This window comes from Streptomyces sp. NBC_00670 (assembly GCF_036226765.1).
GTDB lineage: Bacteria > Actinomycetota > Actinomycetes > Streptomycetales > Streptomycetaceae > Streptomyces.
The window spans coordinates 2,048,780-2,065,874 of record NZ_CP109017.1 but is presented as its reverse complement, the minus strand read 5'-3'; the positions used below and the strand labels follow the sequence as shown (position 1 = coordinate 2,065,874).

The 17,095-nt window shown below is 71.3% G+C and carries 17 protein-coding genes; 3 read left to right on the top strand and 14 right to left on the bottom strand.

Annotated features, from left to right (window positions below):
- Positions 1–153: 153 nt before the first annotated feature.
- Positions 154–3,279 carry an alpha-N-acetylglucosaminidase gene (locus OIE12_RS09185; protein WP_329133605.1) on the bottom strand — a complete coding sequence of 1,042 codons (3,126 nt, stop codon included), beginning with the start codon at positions 3,277–3,279 and terminating at the stop codon, positions 154–156.
- 112 nt (positions 3,280–3,391) lie between these two features.
- On the opposite strand from OIE12_RS09185, the gene OIE12_RS09180 reads away from it, so the two are divergent.
- A complete protein-coding gene (locus OIE12_RS09180) occupies positions 3,392–3,811 on the top strand; it encodes a hypothetical protein (RefSeq protein ID WP_329133603.1) in 420 nt (139 codons plus the stop codon).
- 109 nt (positions 3,812–3,920) lie between these two features.
- Here the strand turns inward: OIE12_RS09180 and OIE12_RS09175 are convergent, their stop codons facing one another.
- From OIE12_RS09175 to OIE12_RS09145, 7 genes are all read right to left on the bottom strand, one after another.
- Positions 3,921–5,489, bottom strand: a complete 1,569-nt coding sequence (locus OIE12_RS09175) for a DUF1996 domain-containing protein (RefSeq protein ID WP_329133601.1) — start codon at positions 5,487–5,489, stop codon at positions 3,921–3,923.
- A 196-nt stretch (positions 5,490–5,685) separates the two neighbouring features.
- Positions 5,686–6,699 (bottom strand): NAD-dependent epimerase/dehydratase family protein, encoded by a 1,014-nt coding sequence (locus OIE12_RS09170; protein WP_329133599.1) that lies wholly within the window; start codon positions 6,697–6,699, stop codon positions 5,686–5,688.
- A gap of 64 nt (positions 6,700–6,763) precedes the next feature.
- Positions 6,764–7,360 (bottom strand): winged helix-turn-helix domain-containing protein, encoded by a 597-nt coding sequence (locus OIE12_RS09165; RefSeq protein ID WP_329133597.1) that lies wholly within the window; start codon positions 7,358–7,360, stop codon positions 6,764–6,766.
- A 132-nt stretch (positions 7,361–7,492) separates the two neighbouring features.
- Positions 7,493–7,615, bottom strand: coding sequence for a hypothetical protein (locus OIE12_RS09160; protein WP_086010902.1), 123 nt, complete (start codon positions 7,613–7,615; stop codon positions 7,493–7,495).
- Positions 7,616–7,765: 150 nt separating this feature from the next.
- Complete coding sequence (gene glnII / locus OIE12_RS09155; protein WP_329133593.1) at positions 7,766–8,803, bottom strand: glutamine synthetase; 1,038 nt, start codon at positions 8,801–8,803, stop codon at positions 7,766–7,768.
- A gap of 212 nt (positions 8,804–9,015) precedes the next feature.
- Positions 9,016–9,669, bottom strand: coding sequence for a hypothetical protein (locus tag OIE12_RS09150; protein WP_329133591.1), 654 nt, complete (start codon positions 9,667–9,669; stop codon positions 9,016–9,018).
- A 113-nt stretch (positions 9,670–9,782) separates the two neighbouring features.
- Positions 9,783–10,142 (bottom strand): arsenate reductase family protein, encoded by a 360-nt coding sequence (locus OIE12_RS09145; protein WP_329133589.1) that lies wholly within the window; start codon positions 10,140–10,142, stop codon positions 9,783–9,785.
- Between the two features lie 216 nt (positions 10,143–10,358).
- On the opposite strand from OIE12_RS09145, the gene OIE12_RS09140 reads away from it, so the two are divergent.
- Complete coding sequence (locus OIE12_RS09140; protein WP_329133587.1) at positions 10,359–10,673, top strand: hypothetical protein; 315 nt, start codon at positions 10,359–10,361, stop codon at positions 10,671–10,673.
- 131 nt (positions 10,674–10,804) lie between these two features.
- On the opposite strand, the gene pspAB is transcribed toward OIE12_RS09140, so the two are convergent.
- From pspAB to glnA, 3 genes are all read right to left on the bottom strand, one after another.
- Complete coding sequence (gene pspAB, locus OIE12_RS09135) at positions 10,805–11,404, bottom strand: PspA-associated protein PspAB (protein ID WP_329133585.1); 600 nt, start codon at positions 11,402–11,404, stop codon at positions 10,805–10,807.
- 6 nt (positions 11,405–11,410) lie between these two features.
- Positions 11,411–12,322 (bottom strand): zinc metalloprotease HtpX, encoded by a 912-nt coding sequence (gene htpX / locus OIE12_RS09130; protein WP_329133583.1) that lies wholly within the window; start codon positions 12,320–12,322, stop codon positions 11,411–11,413.
- 218 nt (positions 12,323–12,540) lie between these two features.
- Positions 12,541–13,950, bottom strand: coding sequence for a type I glutamate--ammonia ligase (gene glnA / locus OIE12_RS09125; RefSeq protein ID WP_329133581.1), 1,410 nt, complete (start codon positions 13,948–13,950; stop codon positions 12,541–12,543).
- 230 nt (positions 13,951–14,180) lie between these two features.
- Between glnA and OIE12_RS09120 the strand changes: the two genes are divergently transcribed.
- Entirely contained in the window at positions 14,181–14,648 is a 468-nt protein-coding gene (locus OIE12_RS09120; protein WP_030382569.1) for an RDD family protein, read from the top strand.
- Between the two features lie 90 nt (positions 14,649–14,738).
- On the opposite strand, the gene OIE12_RS09115 is transcribed toward OIE12_RS09120, so the two are convergent.
- From OIE12_RS09115 to lipA, 3 genes are all read right to left on the bottom strand, one after another.
- Complete coding sequence (locus tag OIE12_RS09115) at positions 14,739–15,437, bottom strand: DUF4191 domain-containing protein (protein WP_329133578.1); 699 nt, start codon at positions 15,435–15,437, stop codon at positions 14,739–14,741.
- A gap of 100 nt (positions 15,438–15,537) precedes the next feature.
- Positions 15,538–15,759 carry an SCO2195 family GlnR-regulated protein gene (locus OIE12_RS09110; RefSeq protein WP_329133576.1) on the bottom strand — a complete coding sequence of 74 codons (222 nt, stop codon included), beginning with the start codon at positions 15,757–15,759 and terminating at the stop codon, positions 15,538–15,540.
- A gap of 310 nt (positions 15,760–16,069) precedes the next feature.
- A complete protein-coding gene (lipA, locus tag OIE12_RS09105; RefSeq protein ID WP_329133574.1) occupies positions 16,070–17,035 on the bottom strand; it encodes a lipoyl synthase in 966 nt (321 codons plus the stop codon).
- Between the last annotated feature and the right edge of the window lie 60 nt (positions 17,036–17,095).

Here is a 17,095-nt window from a genome sequence, read left to right as displayed (position 1 = left end):
CGCGCTCCTTAGGGGGCGCGGGGAACTGCGCGAGCAACCCCCACCCGCCCGCACGCCCCCACACAACCCCACCCACCCGAGCTCTCCCGGGGTGCAAGGGGCGGAGCCCCTTGTCAAGGACGGGAAGGGTAGGGGCGGCGGGGGCGAGGGACCCTACGCAAGCCCCCACGAGGAGAACTGGACCGTGCCCCGCCCCCCGTCGCCGCCGTTCGTCGCCGTCATGAAGAGGCCGACGTCCTGAACGGCCCCGACGCCGGGGACCGGTACCGTCGCCACCGTCCGCCAGGACGAACCCCCGTCCGTCGAGAACTCACCCAGGAACGCGTCCCCGTCGCGCGTCAGCCGCAGCAGCACCGGCGCCTTCACCCCCGTCACCCTCCGGTAGGTGTCCAGCGTGCCGTCCCCGTTCGCGTCGTACGACAACACCACCCCGTTCGACGGCGTCACCGCCAGGTTGACGAACCCCCGTGCCCCCGCCGTCGCCAGCGCGTCGCGCGCGACGATCCCGGCCCGCGCCCACGCCCCCGTCGCCGCCTGCGCATCGACCCGCACCGTCGCCGACACCCCGTCCCGCAGCGCCCCCTCCCGGTACGCCGTGCCGAACTCACTCGTGCCCTTCCACAGGTCGGCCCCACCCCCGTCGATCGCGAAGCGCTCGCCGAGCTGCCCGAAGACGGCGTCGTTGTTCGTGTACGTCCGCCACCCCTCCGCCAGCGGCCCCGCCTCGAAGAGCGTGCCGTCGAAGCGGGAGGTCACCCGCTGCTCCCCGCGCGGCCCGTACGTCACGGCGAGGGAGTACGGCAGCGCCCGCAGCGGCTCCTCCAGCGGCGTCCCCGGCGCGCTCGCGCGCCACCGCACCGTGCCGCTCCCGCCCGCCGGCACCCCGCTCAGCGACCCGGCACCCTCCGGCTCCGCGTCGATTCCGGTGAGCGCGAAGTCGACGCGCCCGGTGCCGCGCAGCCCGTTGACGTTGCGGAAGACGGCCGTCACGCGCGCGTGCCCGCCGGGCGGGAAGGCGACCGGGTCGGCGGACACCTCCAGCGCCCCCTGGTACGGCGCCCGCGCCAGCACGTCCCGCACCCGCGCGGCGGTCCGGTACGCGTCGCCCACCGGCCGCAGCGGATAGTCCTTGCGCTCCCGGGTCCAGGGCTCCTCGAACGCGAACCAGTCCACCGCCGCCGGCTGTGTCCCGGCGGCGAGCGCGTCCTCGCACGCGTCCAGCCACTTCCGCCAGCGCGGGAGGTAGAAGTCGGCGAGCAGACCGTGCCACTCGCGGTTGGCGTACTCGTGCAGGCTGCCCGCGTCGGAGGTGTCCCGGTCGCCCCACACCGTCAGCAGCACCTTGGCGGTGCGTTCGAACTCGGCGCGCTCGTCCGTGTTGGTGGCGAGGCGGCGCGCGTCGTCGATCCAGGGACCCAGCAGGAACGCCGGATGCGTGCCGGTGACGTCGTCGGACAGCCGCATCAGCGCGAGCCACTGCTTGGCGAGTGCCTTGAACGTGGCGGCGTCCTCGCGGTCGAAGGCCGCCTTGAGCTGCGGAAGGTACTGGCGGCTGCGGTGCGCGAGCGCCTGCCGGGCCACGTCGACCAGGTCGTAGCGGTAGGCCGCGCTGCCCCGCCGGTGACCGGCGACCGCGAGGAGCCCGGCGAGGGCGGCGTCGAAGCGGGCCGGGTCGTAGGTGAGGGCGCTGGGCGCGTACCGGGCGGCACGGGTGGCGGACAGGTCGGGGCGGGCGCAGAAGAGGGAGTCGTGCGGGTCGCTGCGCTCGCCCGCGTGCTGCTGGTACGCGGTGTCGTGCAGCGCCCGCCAGGCCCGGCGGGCGCCCGCGTCCCGGCCGCCGTAGCGGAGGTCGGCGTAGGAGGCGAACCACTGCGCGCGGTCGATCACGTCGTCGGTCCAGGCCAGTTCGGAGAAGAGTTCGAAGGCGGCCGGGTCGCGGTCGGTGGCCTCCGGAAGGTAGGCCGTGCCGGCGAGCGCGCTGTTGGGCTTGTCGCGCCAGGCGAAGAACTTCTCCTGCCAGATGTGGGCGCGGGCGCCGAGCGTGGTGCGGCCGCCGAAGTTGGGGATGGTGCCGAACGCGTACGGCGTGCCGCCCCAGTCCTTCTCGCGGTCGGTGACGCTCGTGTAGCGGTCCGAGACGCCGTCGACGATGAGCATCCTCTCCTTGTCGACGGCGTCGAGGAGTTCGGGCAGCGGGTTGGCCTCCCAGCCGAGGATCACCCAGGTGGCGCCGGGGCGGGCGGTGCGCAGCGCCTTCTCGACGCCGCGCGCCGCGTCGGGCACGGGGACGTCGCCCGCGGTGCCGCCCTCGTGCAGCAGGTCCATCTTGAAGTGGGCGGCGGTGCCGAAGACGTCCTGCTGGTGGCGGTAGAAGGAGGCGGCGACCTTCGCGAAGGCGTCCGTGCGCGGATCCAGCCAGTCGGGGCGGTCGAAGCCGTGCCAGGTGCCCTGCGGGACGACGTGCGCGTCGCCGCCGTTGCGGTCCACGAAGCCCTTGGGGACGTGGCCGTAGTAGCCGGGCAGGACGGGACGCATGCCGAGGGAGCGCAGCCGGTCGGCGATCCGGCGGCCCAGCGCGGCCCGCTTCGCGATCAGTTCGGGGGAGAGGGGGCCGCCGTAGCCGTACAGGTTCTGCAGCAGCCACCACGGCTGGTGGGAGGGGGCCGGGAGCCAGGCGCGGGCCTCGGCGTCGCTGTAGCCGAAGTCCTTCAGGACCCGGTGGTAGACGGCCTCCATCCCGGCGATCACCATGACCTCGTTGCAGCCGTGCGCGGCGAGCAGGTCGATCTCGTGCTCCCAGTACGACCAGTCGGCGTAGGGGGCGGTGTAGCCGTCGTTGGTGTCGTTGAGCGCGAACCGGTGGGGGAGCGCGCTCGATCTCCCGACGAGGCGGGCGGGCGCGGGCAGCCGGTGCGGCAGGTCCAACTGGCTGCCGTTCCAGGCGAGGTGGGCCCCGCACACGTACTTGAGGTACCAGTGCACCCCGTGCAGCAGTACGGCGGGTGACGTGCCGGCCACGCCGATCCGTCCGGTGGTGCCGGTGACCTGGAAGCGGTCGTGCCCGCCCGAGGGGCGCAGGGGCGTCAGGTGGAACTGTCCGGCGTGATCGGGCAGCAGCCGATTGAGCGCGGAGCGCGCCGGAGCCGTATCGAAGGCGGGGCCCCCGCCGGGGGCCCCGGCGGCGTGGGCCGGAACCGTCGTGCTCAAGGCGGTTCCGAGGCCGAGGACACCGGCCGTGCCCAGCACCGTACGTCGCGACGGAAGGTTCGATGAGTCCATCTGTGTGCCCCCTGTGTCGACAGGTGCGGCACGCTAACGGGACGGCCGTCCGTGCTCAACGGTGCGCACGGAGCTGGCGAGTTCACGTCGCCCGAAGGGACCGGAGGAACGGATGAGGTTGACAACTGCGAGGCTCGCGGCGGGCGCGGCCGTGGCCCTGCTGGCGCTGACGGCGTGCGGTGCCGGGAAGGACGGGGCCGCGGCCGAGAAGGTGCCCGCCACGGCCACCGGAAGCCTGGAGAAGATCGCCTCGGACGCGCACTGCACGCCGGACATGCAGACCGACGCCGACGAGATCCGTCAGGCGATCTGCAAGAACGGCGACGGCAGGTTCGTCCTGGCCACCTTCGCCACCGACCGCGGCCAGCGCGAATGGGTCAACGAGGCGAAGGACTACGGCGGGTTCTACCTCGTCGGCGCGAAATGGGTCGCCGTCGGCGACCAGAAGCTGGTCAAGACGCTGCGCGGGACGCTCGGCGGCACGCTCGAGGTGGGCACCAACCACGCGGCGCACGCGAGCCACGAGGGCTGAGCGGGCGGTCGTCCGACCACAGATACGGGCAGTCGAAAAGCCGGCGGTGGAATTACCACCGCCGGCTTTCCCGTGGGGGGATCTGTGGGGAATACGCGGGACTAGCGGATCACGTGCACTTCCGCCCGGAGTTGATGCAGTTCACCACCTTGTTCATCAGGCTGTCGTCCATGACGCTGATGAAGTCGTCGTGGTCGTTGATCGGCTTGTGCAGCTGCTCCGGGAATCCGTCGACCGCGTAGGCGTTCTTCACCTGACCGTTCTCGATCGTCGGGGTGGGAACCTCGTACACCAGGCGCATCGTCAGCTGCGGGATGGCCTTGAAGCCGTTGGCGCAGTTGCCGTTCGCGTCGGCGAAGGCCACGTGCGCGCGGTGGTTGGCGCTGTCGGTGTTCTGGCCGTCCCAGCAGCTCTGGAAGGCGAACGAGCGGACCACGTCACTGCCTTCGGGGCAGATCGGGTACTTGTCCGTGAGCTGGACCTTGTCCTCGAAGCCGGTGCAGCTGAAGTGCGCGTTGGCGTTCGCGGGGCCGTTGGTGAAGGCCTTGGCGTCACCGGTGATGATGCGCAGGAACTTCGGCATGCCGACGACCTTGGAGGTGGCGCTGCCGACGTAGGTGATCTCGGCCTGCTTGGCGGTGAGGATCTTGCCGACGTTGCCCTCCTTGCCGCCGCCGTCGTTGTTCTGGTCGAACTCCTGCGTGCCGTCCTGCACACGCATCACCGGCCAGTAGTACGAGGACCTGTCGCCCTGCTCGTCGCAGGAGGTGTCGGCCGCCGCGAACGTGTCGTTGTTCGAGAAGGCGTTGACGTCCTGGTTGCCGACGTAGTCGTGGGTGTGGTGCGCGCCGTTGGTGACGCCGGGGGCGACGATCACGTTGTCGGTGTTGTAGTTCTTGTTCTCGTTCACCCCGCAGTCGACGGTGAACGTGCCGGTCGACGCGCCCCGGGTGCTGTTGCGGCCGCCCCGGCCGGACCGTCCGGCCTTGCGGGTCTTGGCCTTCTTCGAGACGTTGGGCTGGACCTTGGTGATGTCGACGAAGTCCGCGGCCACCGGGCCGTTGCCGCCCTGACCGCCGTTGCCGGCCTGCTGGCGGCCGTCGCCGTTCTGGTCCTGGCCGCCCTGATCCTGACCGCCGTTCTGGTCCTGGCCGCCGTTCTGCCCGTCACCGTTCTGGCCGTCGCCGGTGCCGCCCGCGTTGGTCTGGTCGGCGGGCGTGCCGGTGCAGGGCGCCATGGAGTCCAGCGAACCGGGCGCGGTGCCGCCGACCCGCCTGAAGTCGGTCTTGATGCGCCCGATCACCGCGGACCGCTTGTCCTTCAGCGGGCCGAGGATCGCGTTCTGCACGAAGTTGGCGTCGTTCGTCTGCGCCCGACGCGTCGACGCGAGCCGCGCGTACGCCTCGGTGATCTGCTTGTCGAGGTTCGCCAGCTCCTTGTCGACATTGGCCTTCGCCCGCCCCGGCACGTCGGTCAGCTTCTGGCCGACGTCCGGGCAGGAGATCGTGGCCACCTGTGCTCCGGCGGCCTTGGTCCGGTTCTGGCCCGAGTTCTCCTCGTGCGCAGAAGCATAGAAGTTCGCCCAGATCAGCCCGCCCCCACCGAGCGCTAGGGCCGCCGATGCGGCTATGGCCTTGGTGGCCAGCGACGAGCGGCGTTTTCTTGTGTTGCGTCCCATGGAACTCCTCTGACTTCCTTGGCGGGGCGGAGGCGCCCGACAGGAGTGAAGCGGCTCCATTTCATACGGGAGGGGCTCGTGGGGCGTTCAGGGACACCGGAAAAAACTTGGCGCGCATTCTTGAACGGGATTCAGCCGACGGGTAGTTGACGGTCCCTCGGGGATTGTGGAATTGGCCTTCTCACCCGGTCACCGGTCAGGCTTCGGCGGTGCCCGACGAGGCCGCCAGCACCCTCGCCTCCACCGCCGGATCCAGGCCCACCCCCGGCCGGTCCGTGCGCCGTGGCGCGGGTCCGTCCAGGGTGCGCAGCCACGCCCACGTGTCGGCGACCGTCTCGGCGACCTCGCGGTGCCGCAGCCCCTCGCGCACCGCTCGGGAGACGTCCATCGAGTAGACCGAGGTCTCCAGCTCGCTCCCGTGCGGCACCCACACCGGGAGCTGCGTCCAGGGCTCGATCCCGGCCGCGAGGACCGCCTCGGGCGCGGTCCAGCGCAGCCGTGCCGTGCCGCCCGTCACCCGGACGCAGGCGTCCAGCAGCTCGCCCATGGTGGCCCGGTCCCGCGTCCCCGCCACGTTGTACGGCCCGCTCGACCCCCGTTCGACGGCCGACAGCAGCCACTCGGAGAGGTCCCGGGCGTCCACATACGGCACCGCCAACTCCCTTGGGCCCGGGGCGAGTACGTCACCGCCCCGGGCGATGCGGTGCAGCCACCACGGCAGCCGGCCGACGTTCTCGTACGGGCCGAGGATCAGCCCGGCCCGGACGAGCAGCGAGGCGTCCGCGCCGAACGACTCGACCGCCGCCAACTCGCCGCCCCGCTTGTCCCGGGCGTAGTCGGTCCGTTCCGCACCGGCGTCGGCGCCGTCCACCGCCGGCATGTCCTCGGCGAAGCCGGCGGGGCGCGGCCACTCGTACACCGAGCAGCTCGACACGTACGCGTAGCGGCCGGCCCGCCCCGACAGCAGCCGGGCCGTCTCCCGTACGGCGCGCGGTGCGCCCGACCAGGTGTCGACGACCGCGTCCCAGGCGCCGCCGGCCAGCGCGGCGAGCCCGTCGGGCGCGGTACGGTCGCCGAGCAGTGCACGCGCGCCCCGCGGTACGTCGTTGCGGCCCCGGTGGAAGAGGGTCACCTCCCAGCCGCGGCGCACCGCCGCCTCCACCACGGCCCGGCCCACGAATTCCGTCCCGCCCAGCATCAGCAGTCTCATGCCGACGACTGTGCCCGAGCGGGCCGGGGAGCGAACGCCGCTCTGCTGACAGGAGAGCGGGGACTCAGCCGCCGGTGGGCGGGGCGTACTTGTAGCCCACGCGGCGGACCGTCTGGATCGCCGCGCGGTGCTCCGCGCCCAGCTTGCGCCGCAGCCGGGCGACGTGGACGTCGACGGTGCGGCCGTCGCCCACGTGCCCATAGCCCCACACGGTGGTGACGAGCTGGTCCCGCGTGTGCACCCGGTGGGGGTGCGCGACGAGGTGCGCCAGCAGTTCGAACTCCAGGTAGGTCAGGTCGAGCGGGCGTCCGGCGACCTCGGCGGTGCGGCGCACCGGGTCGATGCGGACCAGCGGGGTGCCGGACGGCTCGCTCGGCTCCGGGGCGGCGTCGGGGGCCGGGCGCTCCGGGGTGTCGGGTACCGCGGCGGGGGCGAACGGCGGCTGCTGTCCGGCCGGGACGAGGACCAGATAGCCGACCATCGGCGGCCGGCCCGGCAGCGTCGGGAGGGTGTGCGGGGGAGCGGGCAGCCAGGTGGCGCCGGGCGGCAGCAAGTCGGCGATCTCGACCACCTCGTCCCGGTCGACGGCGCGCAGCCGGTGGCGCTGGGCGGCGGTGGCGGTGACGGAGGAGGCGGTGGAGAGGGAACGGGTGGTCGCCATGAGACGTCAGCTCTTTCGCGCGAGGGGTTCGACGGAAGGCTCGACGGCCGCGGGACGTGGGGCGGGTGGCCCGGCTGCCGGGGCGTCGAGGAAAGGCGTCGTGTTCGCGCCGGCCGAAGACCGGGTACGGCGTCAGAGGGCCGGCGCGTTCGTCGCGCGGCAACACACCCGGTCGAAGTCGTGGTGCTGACGGGACGGCCAGAAGGGCTCCAGGTCGTGGCGACCTGTCGCGGTGCGCTGCTGAATGCCGGCCATGCTCACATTGAAGCAGACGCCCGCCGCCGCGGGGAGCCTCCTCTCACAGCGTGGACGCCGGGGTACACGCGGGCGGCGCGGGAGGAGGCGTGCGAAGGGGCGCCCACCGTGACGGTGAGCGCCCCTCGCGCGGCGGTGGTCGGCCGGTCGTCAGACCTGGCCGACCTTCTCCAGCGCCGTGCAGCACGTGTCGACCAGCAGCCGCGTCACCACGTACGGGTCGACGTTGGCGTTCGGGCGGCGGTCCTCGATGTACCCCTTGCGGTCCTGCTCGACCTGCCAGGGGATGCGGACCGAGGCGCCGCGGTCGGAGACGCCGTAGGAGTACTCGTTCCACGGGGCCGTCTCGTGCAGACCGGTGAGGCGGTCGTCGATCCCGGCGCCGTAGTTCTTGACGTGGTCCATCGGCTTGGAACCCTCGCCGAGCGACTCGCACGCCGTGATGATCGCGTCGTACCCCTCGCGCATGGCCTTCGTCGAGAAGTTGGTGTGCGCGCCCGCGCCGTTCCAGTCGCCCTTGACCGGCTTGGGGTCGAGGGTGGCGGAGACCTCGAAGTCCTCGGCGGTGCGGTAGAGCAGCCAGCGGGCCACCCACAGCTGGTCGGAGACCTCCAGCGGGGCCAGCGGGCCGACCTGGAACTCCCACTGGCCGGGCATGACCTCGGCGTTGATGCCGGAGATGCCGAGGCCGGCCCTGAGGCAGTTCTCCAGGTGCGCCTCGACGACGTCACGGCCGAAGATCTCGTCCGAGCCGACGCCGCAGTAGTAGCCGCCCTGCGCGGCCGGGAAGCCGCCCTCGGGGAAGCCGAGCGGGCGGGAGCCCTTGAAGAACGTGTACTCCTGCTCGATGCCGAAGATCGGCTCCTGCGCGGCGAACCGCTCCGCGGTCTCGGCCAGTGCGGCACGGGTGTTGGACTCGTGCGGCGTCAGGTCCGTGTTGAGCACCTCGCACAGCACCAGGATGTCTTCGCCGCCGCGGATCGGGTCGGGACAGACGAAGACGGGCTTGAGCACGCGGTCCGAGGCGTGGCCCTCGGCCTGGTTGGTGGAGGACCCGTCGAAGCCCCAGTACGGCAGGTCGGCGGCGGTGGACGTCTTCTCGGAGGAGGCCATGATCCTGGTCTTGGACCGGAGCTTGGCGGTCGGCTCGGTGCCGTCGATCCAGATGTACTCAGCCTTGAAGGTCACGGGCCACGTCCTTCGGGAGTCCGGCCGGGGCGGTACGGGGCCGCGCGGCCGGTGCGGGTGCGGGTGCGGCACGCGGCGCTGCGGCACTGGGGCGCTGCGTGGTGCTTCGAGGCTGTCAACAGGCGGTTTCCCGGCCGTTGCCCGTATGTGAACGCCGTGTTACCCGCGGCGGCTGTGCGCGGCGTCACAGCCACCGCGGGTATCTCCCGGAGTTACCCCACCTTCTCGATGAGCGCGCGGCGGATGAGGAACTTGCCGGACTCCCGCACCTGTTCGAAGGCCGCGTTGTTCAGCAGGACGCAGCTGCCGGAGACGGAGGTGACCTCCACGGTGGTCGACTTGTCGTTGTCCAGATTGGTCACCTTGAGCTTCGTACCGGCCGGGAACTGGTTGCTGGACGCGGCGGGGGCGCCGTCCTCGCCGGAGAGCGTCACGGTCGAGCCCGCGCAGACCTGCTCGCCGGCGGCCGCCGCGTCGCCGCCGGCCTGGGCCGGGGGTTGCCCGGCGGGTTCCGTCGCGGCCTGCGTCGGGGGTTGCGCGGCGGCGGTCGGGGAGCCCTGAGCCGACTCCCCGACCTCGCAGCCGGACGCCTCCTGCTTGCGCTCTATCTCCGCGATCACCGCCTCGCGGTTGGCGATCCGCGCCTCCGACTGGGCGTCGGGCGCGGCCCGTTGGCCCTCGATGAACTTCTGGTTGTTGCCCAGCGCGGTGGCCAGTCCCTGGCAGACGGTGGAGGTGGCCGCGTTCTGCACGGGCGCCGCGTTCGACGTGGCGGCCAGGGCGAAGGCCCCGCCGCCCGCCATCGTCGCGGCGCAGGCCAGCAGCGCGATCTTCTTCTTCGTGCCGAGCTTTCTCCTGCGCGACATGCGCGCCTCCTGGGAGGTAGGGGAGCGTACGCCGCTATGTACGAGATCCCGAACAGGACCTACTCAGCGGTCACAGGAGTCGCACAAGTGACCTGTGCCACACGGGGCTTGGCTCAGCGTGACAGCGCGTCGCGTACGGCGTCCTCGGTGCGGGCGACCACGGCGGTGCCGTCGTCGGCGGTGATGATCGGCCGCTGGATCAGCTTCGGGTGCTCCGCGAGCGCCCGCACCCAGCGGTCGCGGGACGCCGGGTCCTTCGGCCAGTCCTTGACGCCGAGTTCCCCGGCCTCGGCCTCGCCGGTCCGTGTGATGTCCCACGGTTCGAGCCCGAGGCGCTGGAGCACCTGACGGATCTCGTCCTCGCTCGGTACGTCCTCCAGGTAACGGCGGACGGTGTAGTCGGCGCCCTCGGCGTCGAGCAGGGTGAGCGCGCTGCGGCACTTGGAACAGGCGGGGTTGATCCAGATCTCCATGCGGGACACGGTAGCGGTGCTCTCCCGGCCCCCGGCAGCCCCACGCGCACCGGAGCCCCCACGGCCCTCCATCATCCCCCAACTCACGTCCTGACCTGGCCTTTTGGCGCCGTTGGGGCCCTCCGATTGTCAGTGCCGGGCAGTAGAATAGAAGCAGTGTTCGAGGCCGTCGCCGGAGGTTCCGGACGGTGTCCCGACCGCGACAGGAGGATGCCCGTGCCCGCTGCCACCCTCACGTCCACGCCGTTGCCCACCCAGTCGACCGCCGCGCGGCAGGTCCCGCTGGACCTGCCGTACGCCCCCGTCGCCAAGCGCCCGCTCCCGGCGGGGCGGCCCCGCGAGTGGTACGTCACCCACAACCGCCGGCTGAAGGCGATGCGGCTGGCGATCGCGCTGCTCGACTCCGGGGTGTACGTGCCGCATCAGGCGCGGGACGAGGTGATCCACCGGACGGCGGCGCTGATCGGCGTCCACCCGCCGTCGGAACGCACGTGCCACATGGTCCGCGCGCTGCTCCGCTACACCCGCTGAACAGGTGCTTCGCGCGCAGTTCCCCGCGCCCCTGACCAGGGGCGCGGGGAACTGCGCAATCTTTTCGGGGGTCTGGGGGCTTGCCCCCGGGGACGGGAAGGGTAGGGGCGGCGGGGGCGAGGAAAAGCCCGTCACAGACCCGGCGCGCCCCACAGCGGGAACCAGCGCCCCAGGTCGGACTCCATCCGCAGCTCACCCGCCAGCACCCCCCGCACCCGCAGCTCCAACGCCGTGTCCCGCCGCTCACCCCCCACCGGCGCGAACGGGTAGAACGTCCCCCGCTTGAACAGATACACCAGCCCCAGCCGCCGCCCCGCCCCGGCCTCGGCCTCCACCCCTGCCTCGCGAAACCCCACCACCGAGCACAACAACTGCGGCCCGAACCCGTTCACCTCCATCGCACTGTTCACCGCATGCACGTCATTCACCACCGACGCCACCTCCCCGACCCCCCGCCGCGAGACGAGCCACGAGTACCCGTACTCGTCCCGCCGCAGCTCCACCCCCGCCCCCATCCGCTCCGCATCCGCGTCCAGCAACGCCCGCACCTCCCGGTGCGTCTGCTCGAACGCCGCCCCCTCGACCGTCGCGAAACACACGGCCCCTTCCCCCGTAGGGGTGAACCCGGCCCCCGCCTCCAACGTCACCGCCGCCGCCGGCAAGGCGAACAGCTGATCGAGATCCGGCGCGACCGGCCTGGTCCGCCCGAGCAGGATGTCGAGAAACCCCACGCCGCCTCAGCCCACCCTCCCGGTCTCGCCCAGCTCCGCCGAGATCCGGCCCAACTGCTCCAGCCGCTGCTCCAGACTCGGATGGGTGGAGAACAGCCGGGCGAACCCCGCGCCCTTGCCGAACGCGGGGGTGAAGTAGAACGCGTTGAAGGCCTGCGCGGTCCGCAGATCCTCACTGGGGATGCGCGCGATGTCCCCGTCGACCTTGGTCAGCGCGGCGGCCAGCGCCGAGGGCCGCCCGGTGAGCAGCGCGGCGGCCCGGTCCGCGGCCAGCTCCCGGTACCGGGACAGTGCACGGATGAGGACGAAGCTCAGCGCGTACACCGCCGCCGAGACGCCCATCACGATGCCGAGCACGGCCAGCGTGTTCTGGTCCCGCCGGCCCCGCCCGAACAGCTCCGAGTAGAAGGCGAACCGCACCACCAGCCCGGCGAGCACTCCGAGGAACGACGCGATCGTGATCACGGCGACGTCCTTGTGCGCCACGTGCGACAGCTCGTGCGCGAGGACGCCCTCCAGCTCCGCGGGCTCCAGCCGCCGCAGCAGCCCCGTGGTCACGCACACCACGGCGTGATCGGCGTTCCGCCCGGTCGCGAACGCGTTCGGCATGTCCATGTTGGAGACCGCGACGAGCGGCTTCGGCATGTCCGCGACGGCGCACAGCCGGTCCACGACCCCGTGCAGCTCCGGATACTCCTCGCGCTCCACGACCCGCCCGTGCATCGAGTACAGCGCGATCCGGTCGGAGAACCAGTACTGCGCCCCGAGCACCGCCGCCGCGATCACCACGACCAGCACCCACGACTTCAGCAGCACGACCAACGCGGCCACGAAGGCCACGTACAGCAATCCCAGCAGGAACATCGTGACCGTCATCCGCACGGTCAGCCGCCGATCACTGTGGAACCGGCTCCGCATTCCGCATCACCTCGCGGTACCTCGGCATAAGGCATAAGGCGTAAAGCACTCGTCCCGCTCTCCATTGTGCGCCCGCACCCGCCGCCGCGGCCCATGCGCGGCCCCCGAACGCCCCCAGGGACGGCAAAGGCCGGGAGGGACGACGACGGGGCCGCCGTCCACGAGGGACGACGGCCCCGGGGGCCATCGGGCGGGTGCGCGCACCCGCCCGGGTCGGCTCACACGTCGAAGTACAGCTCGAACTCGTGCGGGTGCGGGCGGAGCTGGAGCGGGGCGATCTCGTGGGTGCGCTTGAAGTCGATCCACGTCTCGATCAGGTCGGACGTGAAGACGTCGCCCTGGAGGAGGAACTCGTGGTCGGCCTCCAGGCGGTCGAGGACGGCGCCGAGGGAGGTGGGGACCTGGGCGACGCCCGCGTGCTCCTCGGGGGCCAGCTCGTAGAGGTCCTTGTCGATCGGCTCGGCCGGCTCGATCTTGTTCTTGATGCCGTCCAGGCCCGCGAGCAGCAGCGCCGAGAAGGCGAGGTAGGGGTTGCCGGAGGAGTCCGGGGCACGGAACTCGACGCGCTTGGCCTTGGCGTTCGAACCCGTGATCGGGATGCGCATGGCCGCGGAGCGGTTGCGCTGCGAGTACACCAGGTTGACCGGCGCCTCGAAGCCCGGCACCAGACGGTGGTAGGAGTTCACCGTCGGGTTGGTGAAGGCCAGCAGCGACGGGGCGTGCTTGAGGATGCCGCCGATGTAGTAGCGGGCGGTGTCCGACAGGCCCGCGTACCCGGCCTCGTCGTAGAACAGCGGGTCGCCGCCCGCCCACAGGGACTGGTGGACGTGCATGCCCGAGCCGTTGTCGCCGAAGATTGGCTTCGGCATGAAGGTCGCGGTCTTGCCGTTGCGCCAGGCGACGTTCTTCACGATGTACTTGAAGAGCTGGAGGTCGTCCGCGGCGGCGAGCAGCGTGTTGAACTTGTAGTTGATCTCGGCCTGGCCCGCGGTGCCCACCTCGTGGTGCAGCCGCTCCAACTGGAGGCCGGAGCGCTGCAGCTCCAGGGAGATCTCGGCGCGCAGGTCGGCGAAGTGGTCGACCGGCGGGACCGGGAAGTAGCCGCCCTTGTAGCGGACCTTGTAGCCGCGGTTGTCCTCGACCGCGCCGGTGTTCCAGGCGCCGGCCTCGGAGTCGATGTGGTAGAAGGACTCGTTCTCGGCGGTCCGGAAGCGGACGCTGTCGAACACGTAGAACTCGGCCTCCGGGCCGAAGTACGCGGTGTCTGCGATGCCGGTGGAGGCGAGGTACGCCTCGGCCTTCTTGGCCACGTTGCGCGGGTCGCGGGAGTACTGCTCGCCCGTGATCGGGTCGTGGATGAAGAAGTTGATGTTGACCGTCTTGTCGCGGCGGAACGGGTCGACGCGCGCGGTGGACAGGTCGGCGCGGAGTGCCATGTCCGACTCGTGGATGGCCTGGAAGCCGCGGATCGAGGAGCCGTCGAACGCGAGCTCCTCGGCCGGGTCGAAGGCCTCGGCCGGGATCGTGAAGTGCTGCATCACACCCGGCAGGTCGCAGAACCGGACATCGACGAACTTGACGTCCTCGTCCGCGATGAACTTCTTGGCCTCGTCGGCGTTCTGGAACATCAAGCTCCTCCTACTCCCGGCCGTTCCTTGCCGGGGTGGTAGTTCGTTCGTGCGGCCGGTGCGGTGGCACAACCGGTTAACGACCCTAGGGAGGGGTGATTTCTCGGGCGTGACCCATTTGTTTCGTGGAGGTTAACCGGCTCGTCCCCCATTGTGACGTGTGCCGGACGTCCGCGCGGGGTGGGGCGGGGGCCGTGTGGGCGCCCGCGGGGGCGCAGTACCGTGGACGGGTGGACAACAGGCAAGCAATCGGATCATGGCTCTCCGGGCCCCGCGCCGCCGCCGAGGAGGCGGGAGCGGACTTCGGTTACCGCGGGGAGCAGCTGGGATTGCCGGAGGAGGGGCCGGGGTCGATCGCCCGGCCCGGGCGGCGGCTCGGAGCGGTCGTCGTGGACTGGGCGCTGTGCCTGCTGATCGCATACGGCCTGATCACCGACGGCTACGGGCAGGCGACGAGCAACTGGACGCTGCTCGTCTTCTTCCTGCTGGGGGTGCTGACCGTGGGGACGATCGGGTTCACCCCGGGCAAGCGGCTGTTCGGGCTGCGGGTGGTGGCGCTGGCGTCCGGGCGGGTGAGCCCGGGGCGGGCGGTGCTGCGGACGGTGCTGTTGTGCCTGGCGATCCCGGCGCTCGTATGGGACCGGGACGGCCGGGGCCTGCACGACCGCCTCGCGGGGACGGTGGAGGTGCGGGCGTAGCCCGCGCCCGTAGGCGGTTCTGACACGGAAAGGGCTCCTGGCAATCCGTACCGTTGCCAGGAGCCCTTTCCGTGTCAGTGGGCGCTGCGGTTACCGCAGACGGCCACCCCTCGGCATCCGCATGCCCTTCGGCATCGGGCCCTTCGGGAGGGGCATGTTGCTCATCAGGTCGCCCAGCGCGCGCAGCCGGTCGTTGGTCGCGGTGACCTGGGGGCCGGTCAGCACCCGCGGGTACTTCAGCATCGTCGTGCGCAGCTTCTTGAGCTCGACCTGGCCCTCGCCCGTGCCGACGATCACGTCGTGCACCGGCACGTCCGCCACGATGCGGGCCATCTTCTTCTTCTCGGCCGCCAGCAGCGTCTTGAGCCGGTTCGGGTTGCCCTCGGCCACCAGTACGATGCCGGCCTTGCCGACCGCCCGGTGCACCACGTCCTGGTTGCGGTTCATCGCCACCGCCGGGGTCGTCGTCCAGCCGCGCCCGACGTTGTCGAGCACGGCGGCCGCCGCACCCGGCTGGCCCTCCATCTGCCCGAACGCCGCGCGCTCGGCCCGCCGGCCGAAGACGATCGCCATCGCCAGCAGGGCGAGCAGCAGACCGAAGATGCCCAGATAGATGGGGTGACCGATCAGGAAACCGATCGCGAGGAAGACGCCAAGAGTGACGATTCCGACAGCCGCGAGTACAAGACCGATCTTCGAGTCGGCCCTGCGGGTCATCTTGTAGGTCAGGGCGATCTGTTTCAGTCGCCCGGGGTTCGCAGTCTCCGCCGCGGATTCCTTCCTCGCCATGGCACGAAGTCTACGTGTCCCGACAGGCGCCGACGACGGCAGTGCCCGCTGCGATGCGGGAGGGTGACGCCGTACCCGCCGAATCGTTACGGCGGCGCGGTCAGCCGTCGGCACGGACCCCGGTCAGCAGGGGCAGGGCGGCGGCGTCGAGGACGCGTTCGGCCTCGATGCGGTCCTTGGCCCGGCGGCGGTCCTCCAGGACCGAGTTCCAGGCGTTGCGACGGGCGGTGCGCTGGCCACCGCTCAGCAGCAGACTCTCGACGGCACGGAGTGCATCGGTGAACTTCGGAAGCGCGGTGGCACGGACGGGTGCGGCCTGCATGACGGAGGTTCCCCCTCGGGAAAACGGCGGCCAGGGTCGGGGCCCTACATGATGTGAACCCAGGGTCACGCTTCGGTGTTACCAGGACGTGACCGACCGGTCAAACGGGCATGAAGCCTGGGTACGACGCCGGAAACGGCCGTCGCGGCACGAGCGGAGCCCCTAGCTGCGAGGACGCCGGGGCCGCGGCGGACCGGCGTTTACCGACCGGTAGTGCCCTGTGCGCGGATTCACACGATCACCGGGCCCCGGAACCACCGAGCGGCGGCACTGGGTGCCAGTGCCGCCGCCCGTACGGGAGATGAACCGATCAGACCGCCTGCGAGGCGACGTAGGCGCCACGCTTCTCCACGGCCATGCGGTACAGCCGGCCCGCGCGGTACGAGGACCGGACGAGCGGGCCGGACATCACACCGGAGAAGCCGATGCGCTCGGCCTCCTCCTTCAGTTCCACGAACTCCTGCGGCTTGACCCAGCGCTCCACCGGGTGGTGGCGGACGCTCGGCCGCAGGTACTGCGTGATGGTGACCAGCTCGCAGCCGGCGTCGTGCAGCTGCTTCAGCGCGTCGACGACCTCCTCGCGGGTCTCGCCCATGCCGAGGATGAGGTTCGACTTGGTCACCAGGCCGTAGTCGCGGGCCGCGGTGATGACCTGGAGCGAACGGTCGTAACGGAAGCCGGGGCGGATCCGCTTGAAGATCCGCGGCACCGTCTCGACATTGTGGGCGAAGACCTCGGGGCGGGCGGAGAAGACCTCCGCCAGCTGCTCGGGGACCGCGTTGAAGTCGGGGGCCAGCAGTTCGACCTTGGTCCGGCCCTCGGCCCGGCCGGCGGTCTGCGCGTGGATCTGGCGGACCGTCTCGGCGTAGAGCCAGGCACCGCCGTCCGCCAGGTCGTCGCGGGCGACGCCGGTGATGGTGGCGTAGTTCAGGTCCATCGTGACCACGGACTCACCGACCCGGCGGGGCTCGTCACGGTCGAGCGCTTCCGGCTTGCCGGTGTCGATCTGACAGAAGTCACAGCGCCGGGTGCACTGGTCGCCACCGATGAGGAAGGTCGCCTCGCGGTCCTCCCAGCATTCGTAGATGTTCGGACAACCGGCCTCCTGACAGACCGTGTGCAGCCCCTCGCTCTTCACGAGGCTCTGCATCTTGGTGTACTCGGGGCCCATTTTCGCCCGGGTCTTGATCCACTCGGGCTTGCGCTCGATGGGGGTCTGGCTGTTGCGGACCTCCAGGCGCAGCATCTTGCGTCCGTCGGGTGCGACTGCGGACACGTCGGCTCCCTGTAGCTTCGATTCGTCGGCAAACCCCAGCGTACGCCCGTACGAGGACAG

Excerpts from the sequence above, each read along its gene's own strand:
- OIE12_RS09185 (WP_329133605.1), bottom strand. The coding sequence starts at position 3,279 with ATGGACTCATCGAACCTTCCGTCGCGACGTACGGTGCTGGGCACGGCC.
- OIE12_RS09180 (WP_329133603.1), top strand. The coding sequence starts at position 3,392 with ATGAGGTTGACAACTGCGAGGCTCGCGGCGGGCGCGGCCGTGGCCCTG.
- OIE12_RS09175 (WP_329133601.1), bottom strand. The coding sequence starts at position 5,489 with ATGGGACGCAACACAAGAAAACGCCGCTCGTCGCTGGCCACCAAGGCC.
- OIE12_RS09170 (WP_329133599.1), bottom strand. The coding sequence starts at position 6,699 with ATGAGACTGCTGATGCTGGGCGGGACGGAATTCGTGGGCCGGGCCGTG.
- OIE12_RS09165 (WP_329133597.1), bottom strand. The coding sequence starts at position 7,360 with ATGGCGACCACCCGTTCCCTCTCCACCGCCTCCTCCGTCACCGCCACC.
- OIE12_RS09160 (WP_086010902.1), bottom strand. The coding sequence starts at position 7,615 with ATGGCCGGCATTCAGCAGCGCACCGCGACAGGTCGCCACGACCTGGAG.
- OIE12_RS09150 (WP_329133591.1), bottom strand. The coding sequence starts at position 9,669 with ATGTCGCGCAGGAGAAAGCTCGGCACGAAGAAGAAGATCGCGCTGCTG.
- OIE12_RS09145 (WP_329133589.1), bottom strand. The coding sequence starts at position 10,142 with ATGGAGATCTGGATCAACCCCGCCTGTTCCAAGTGCCGCAGCGCGCTC.
- htpX (WP_329133583.1), bottom strand. The coding sequence starts at position 12,322 with ATGCGGAGCCGGTTCCACAGTGATCGGCGGCTGACCGTGCGGATGACG.
- glnA (WP_329133581.1), bottom strand. The coding sequence starts at position 13,950 with ATGTTCCAGAACGCCGACGAGGCCAAGAAGTTCATCGCGGACGAGGAC.
- OIE12_RS09115 (WP_329133578.1), bottom strand. The coding sequence starts at position 15,437 with ATGGCGAGGAAGGAATCCGCGGCGGAGACTGCGAACCCCGGGCGACTG.
- OIE12_RS09110 (WP_329133576.1), bottom strand. The coding sequence starts at position 15,759 with ATGCAGGCCGCACCCGTCCGTGCCACCGCGCTTCCGAAGTTCACCGAT.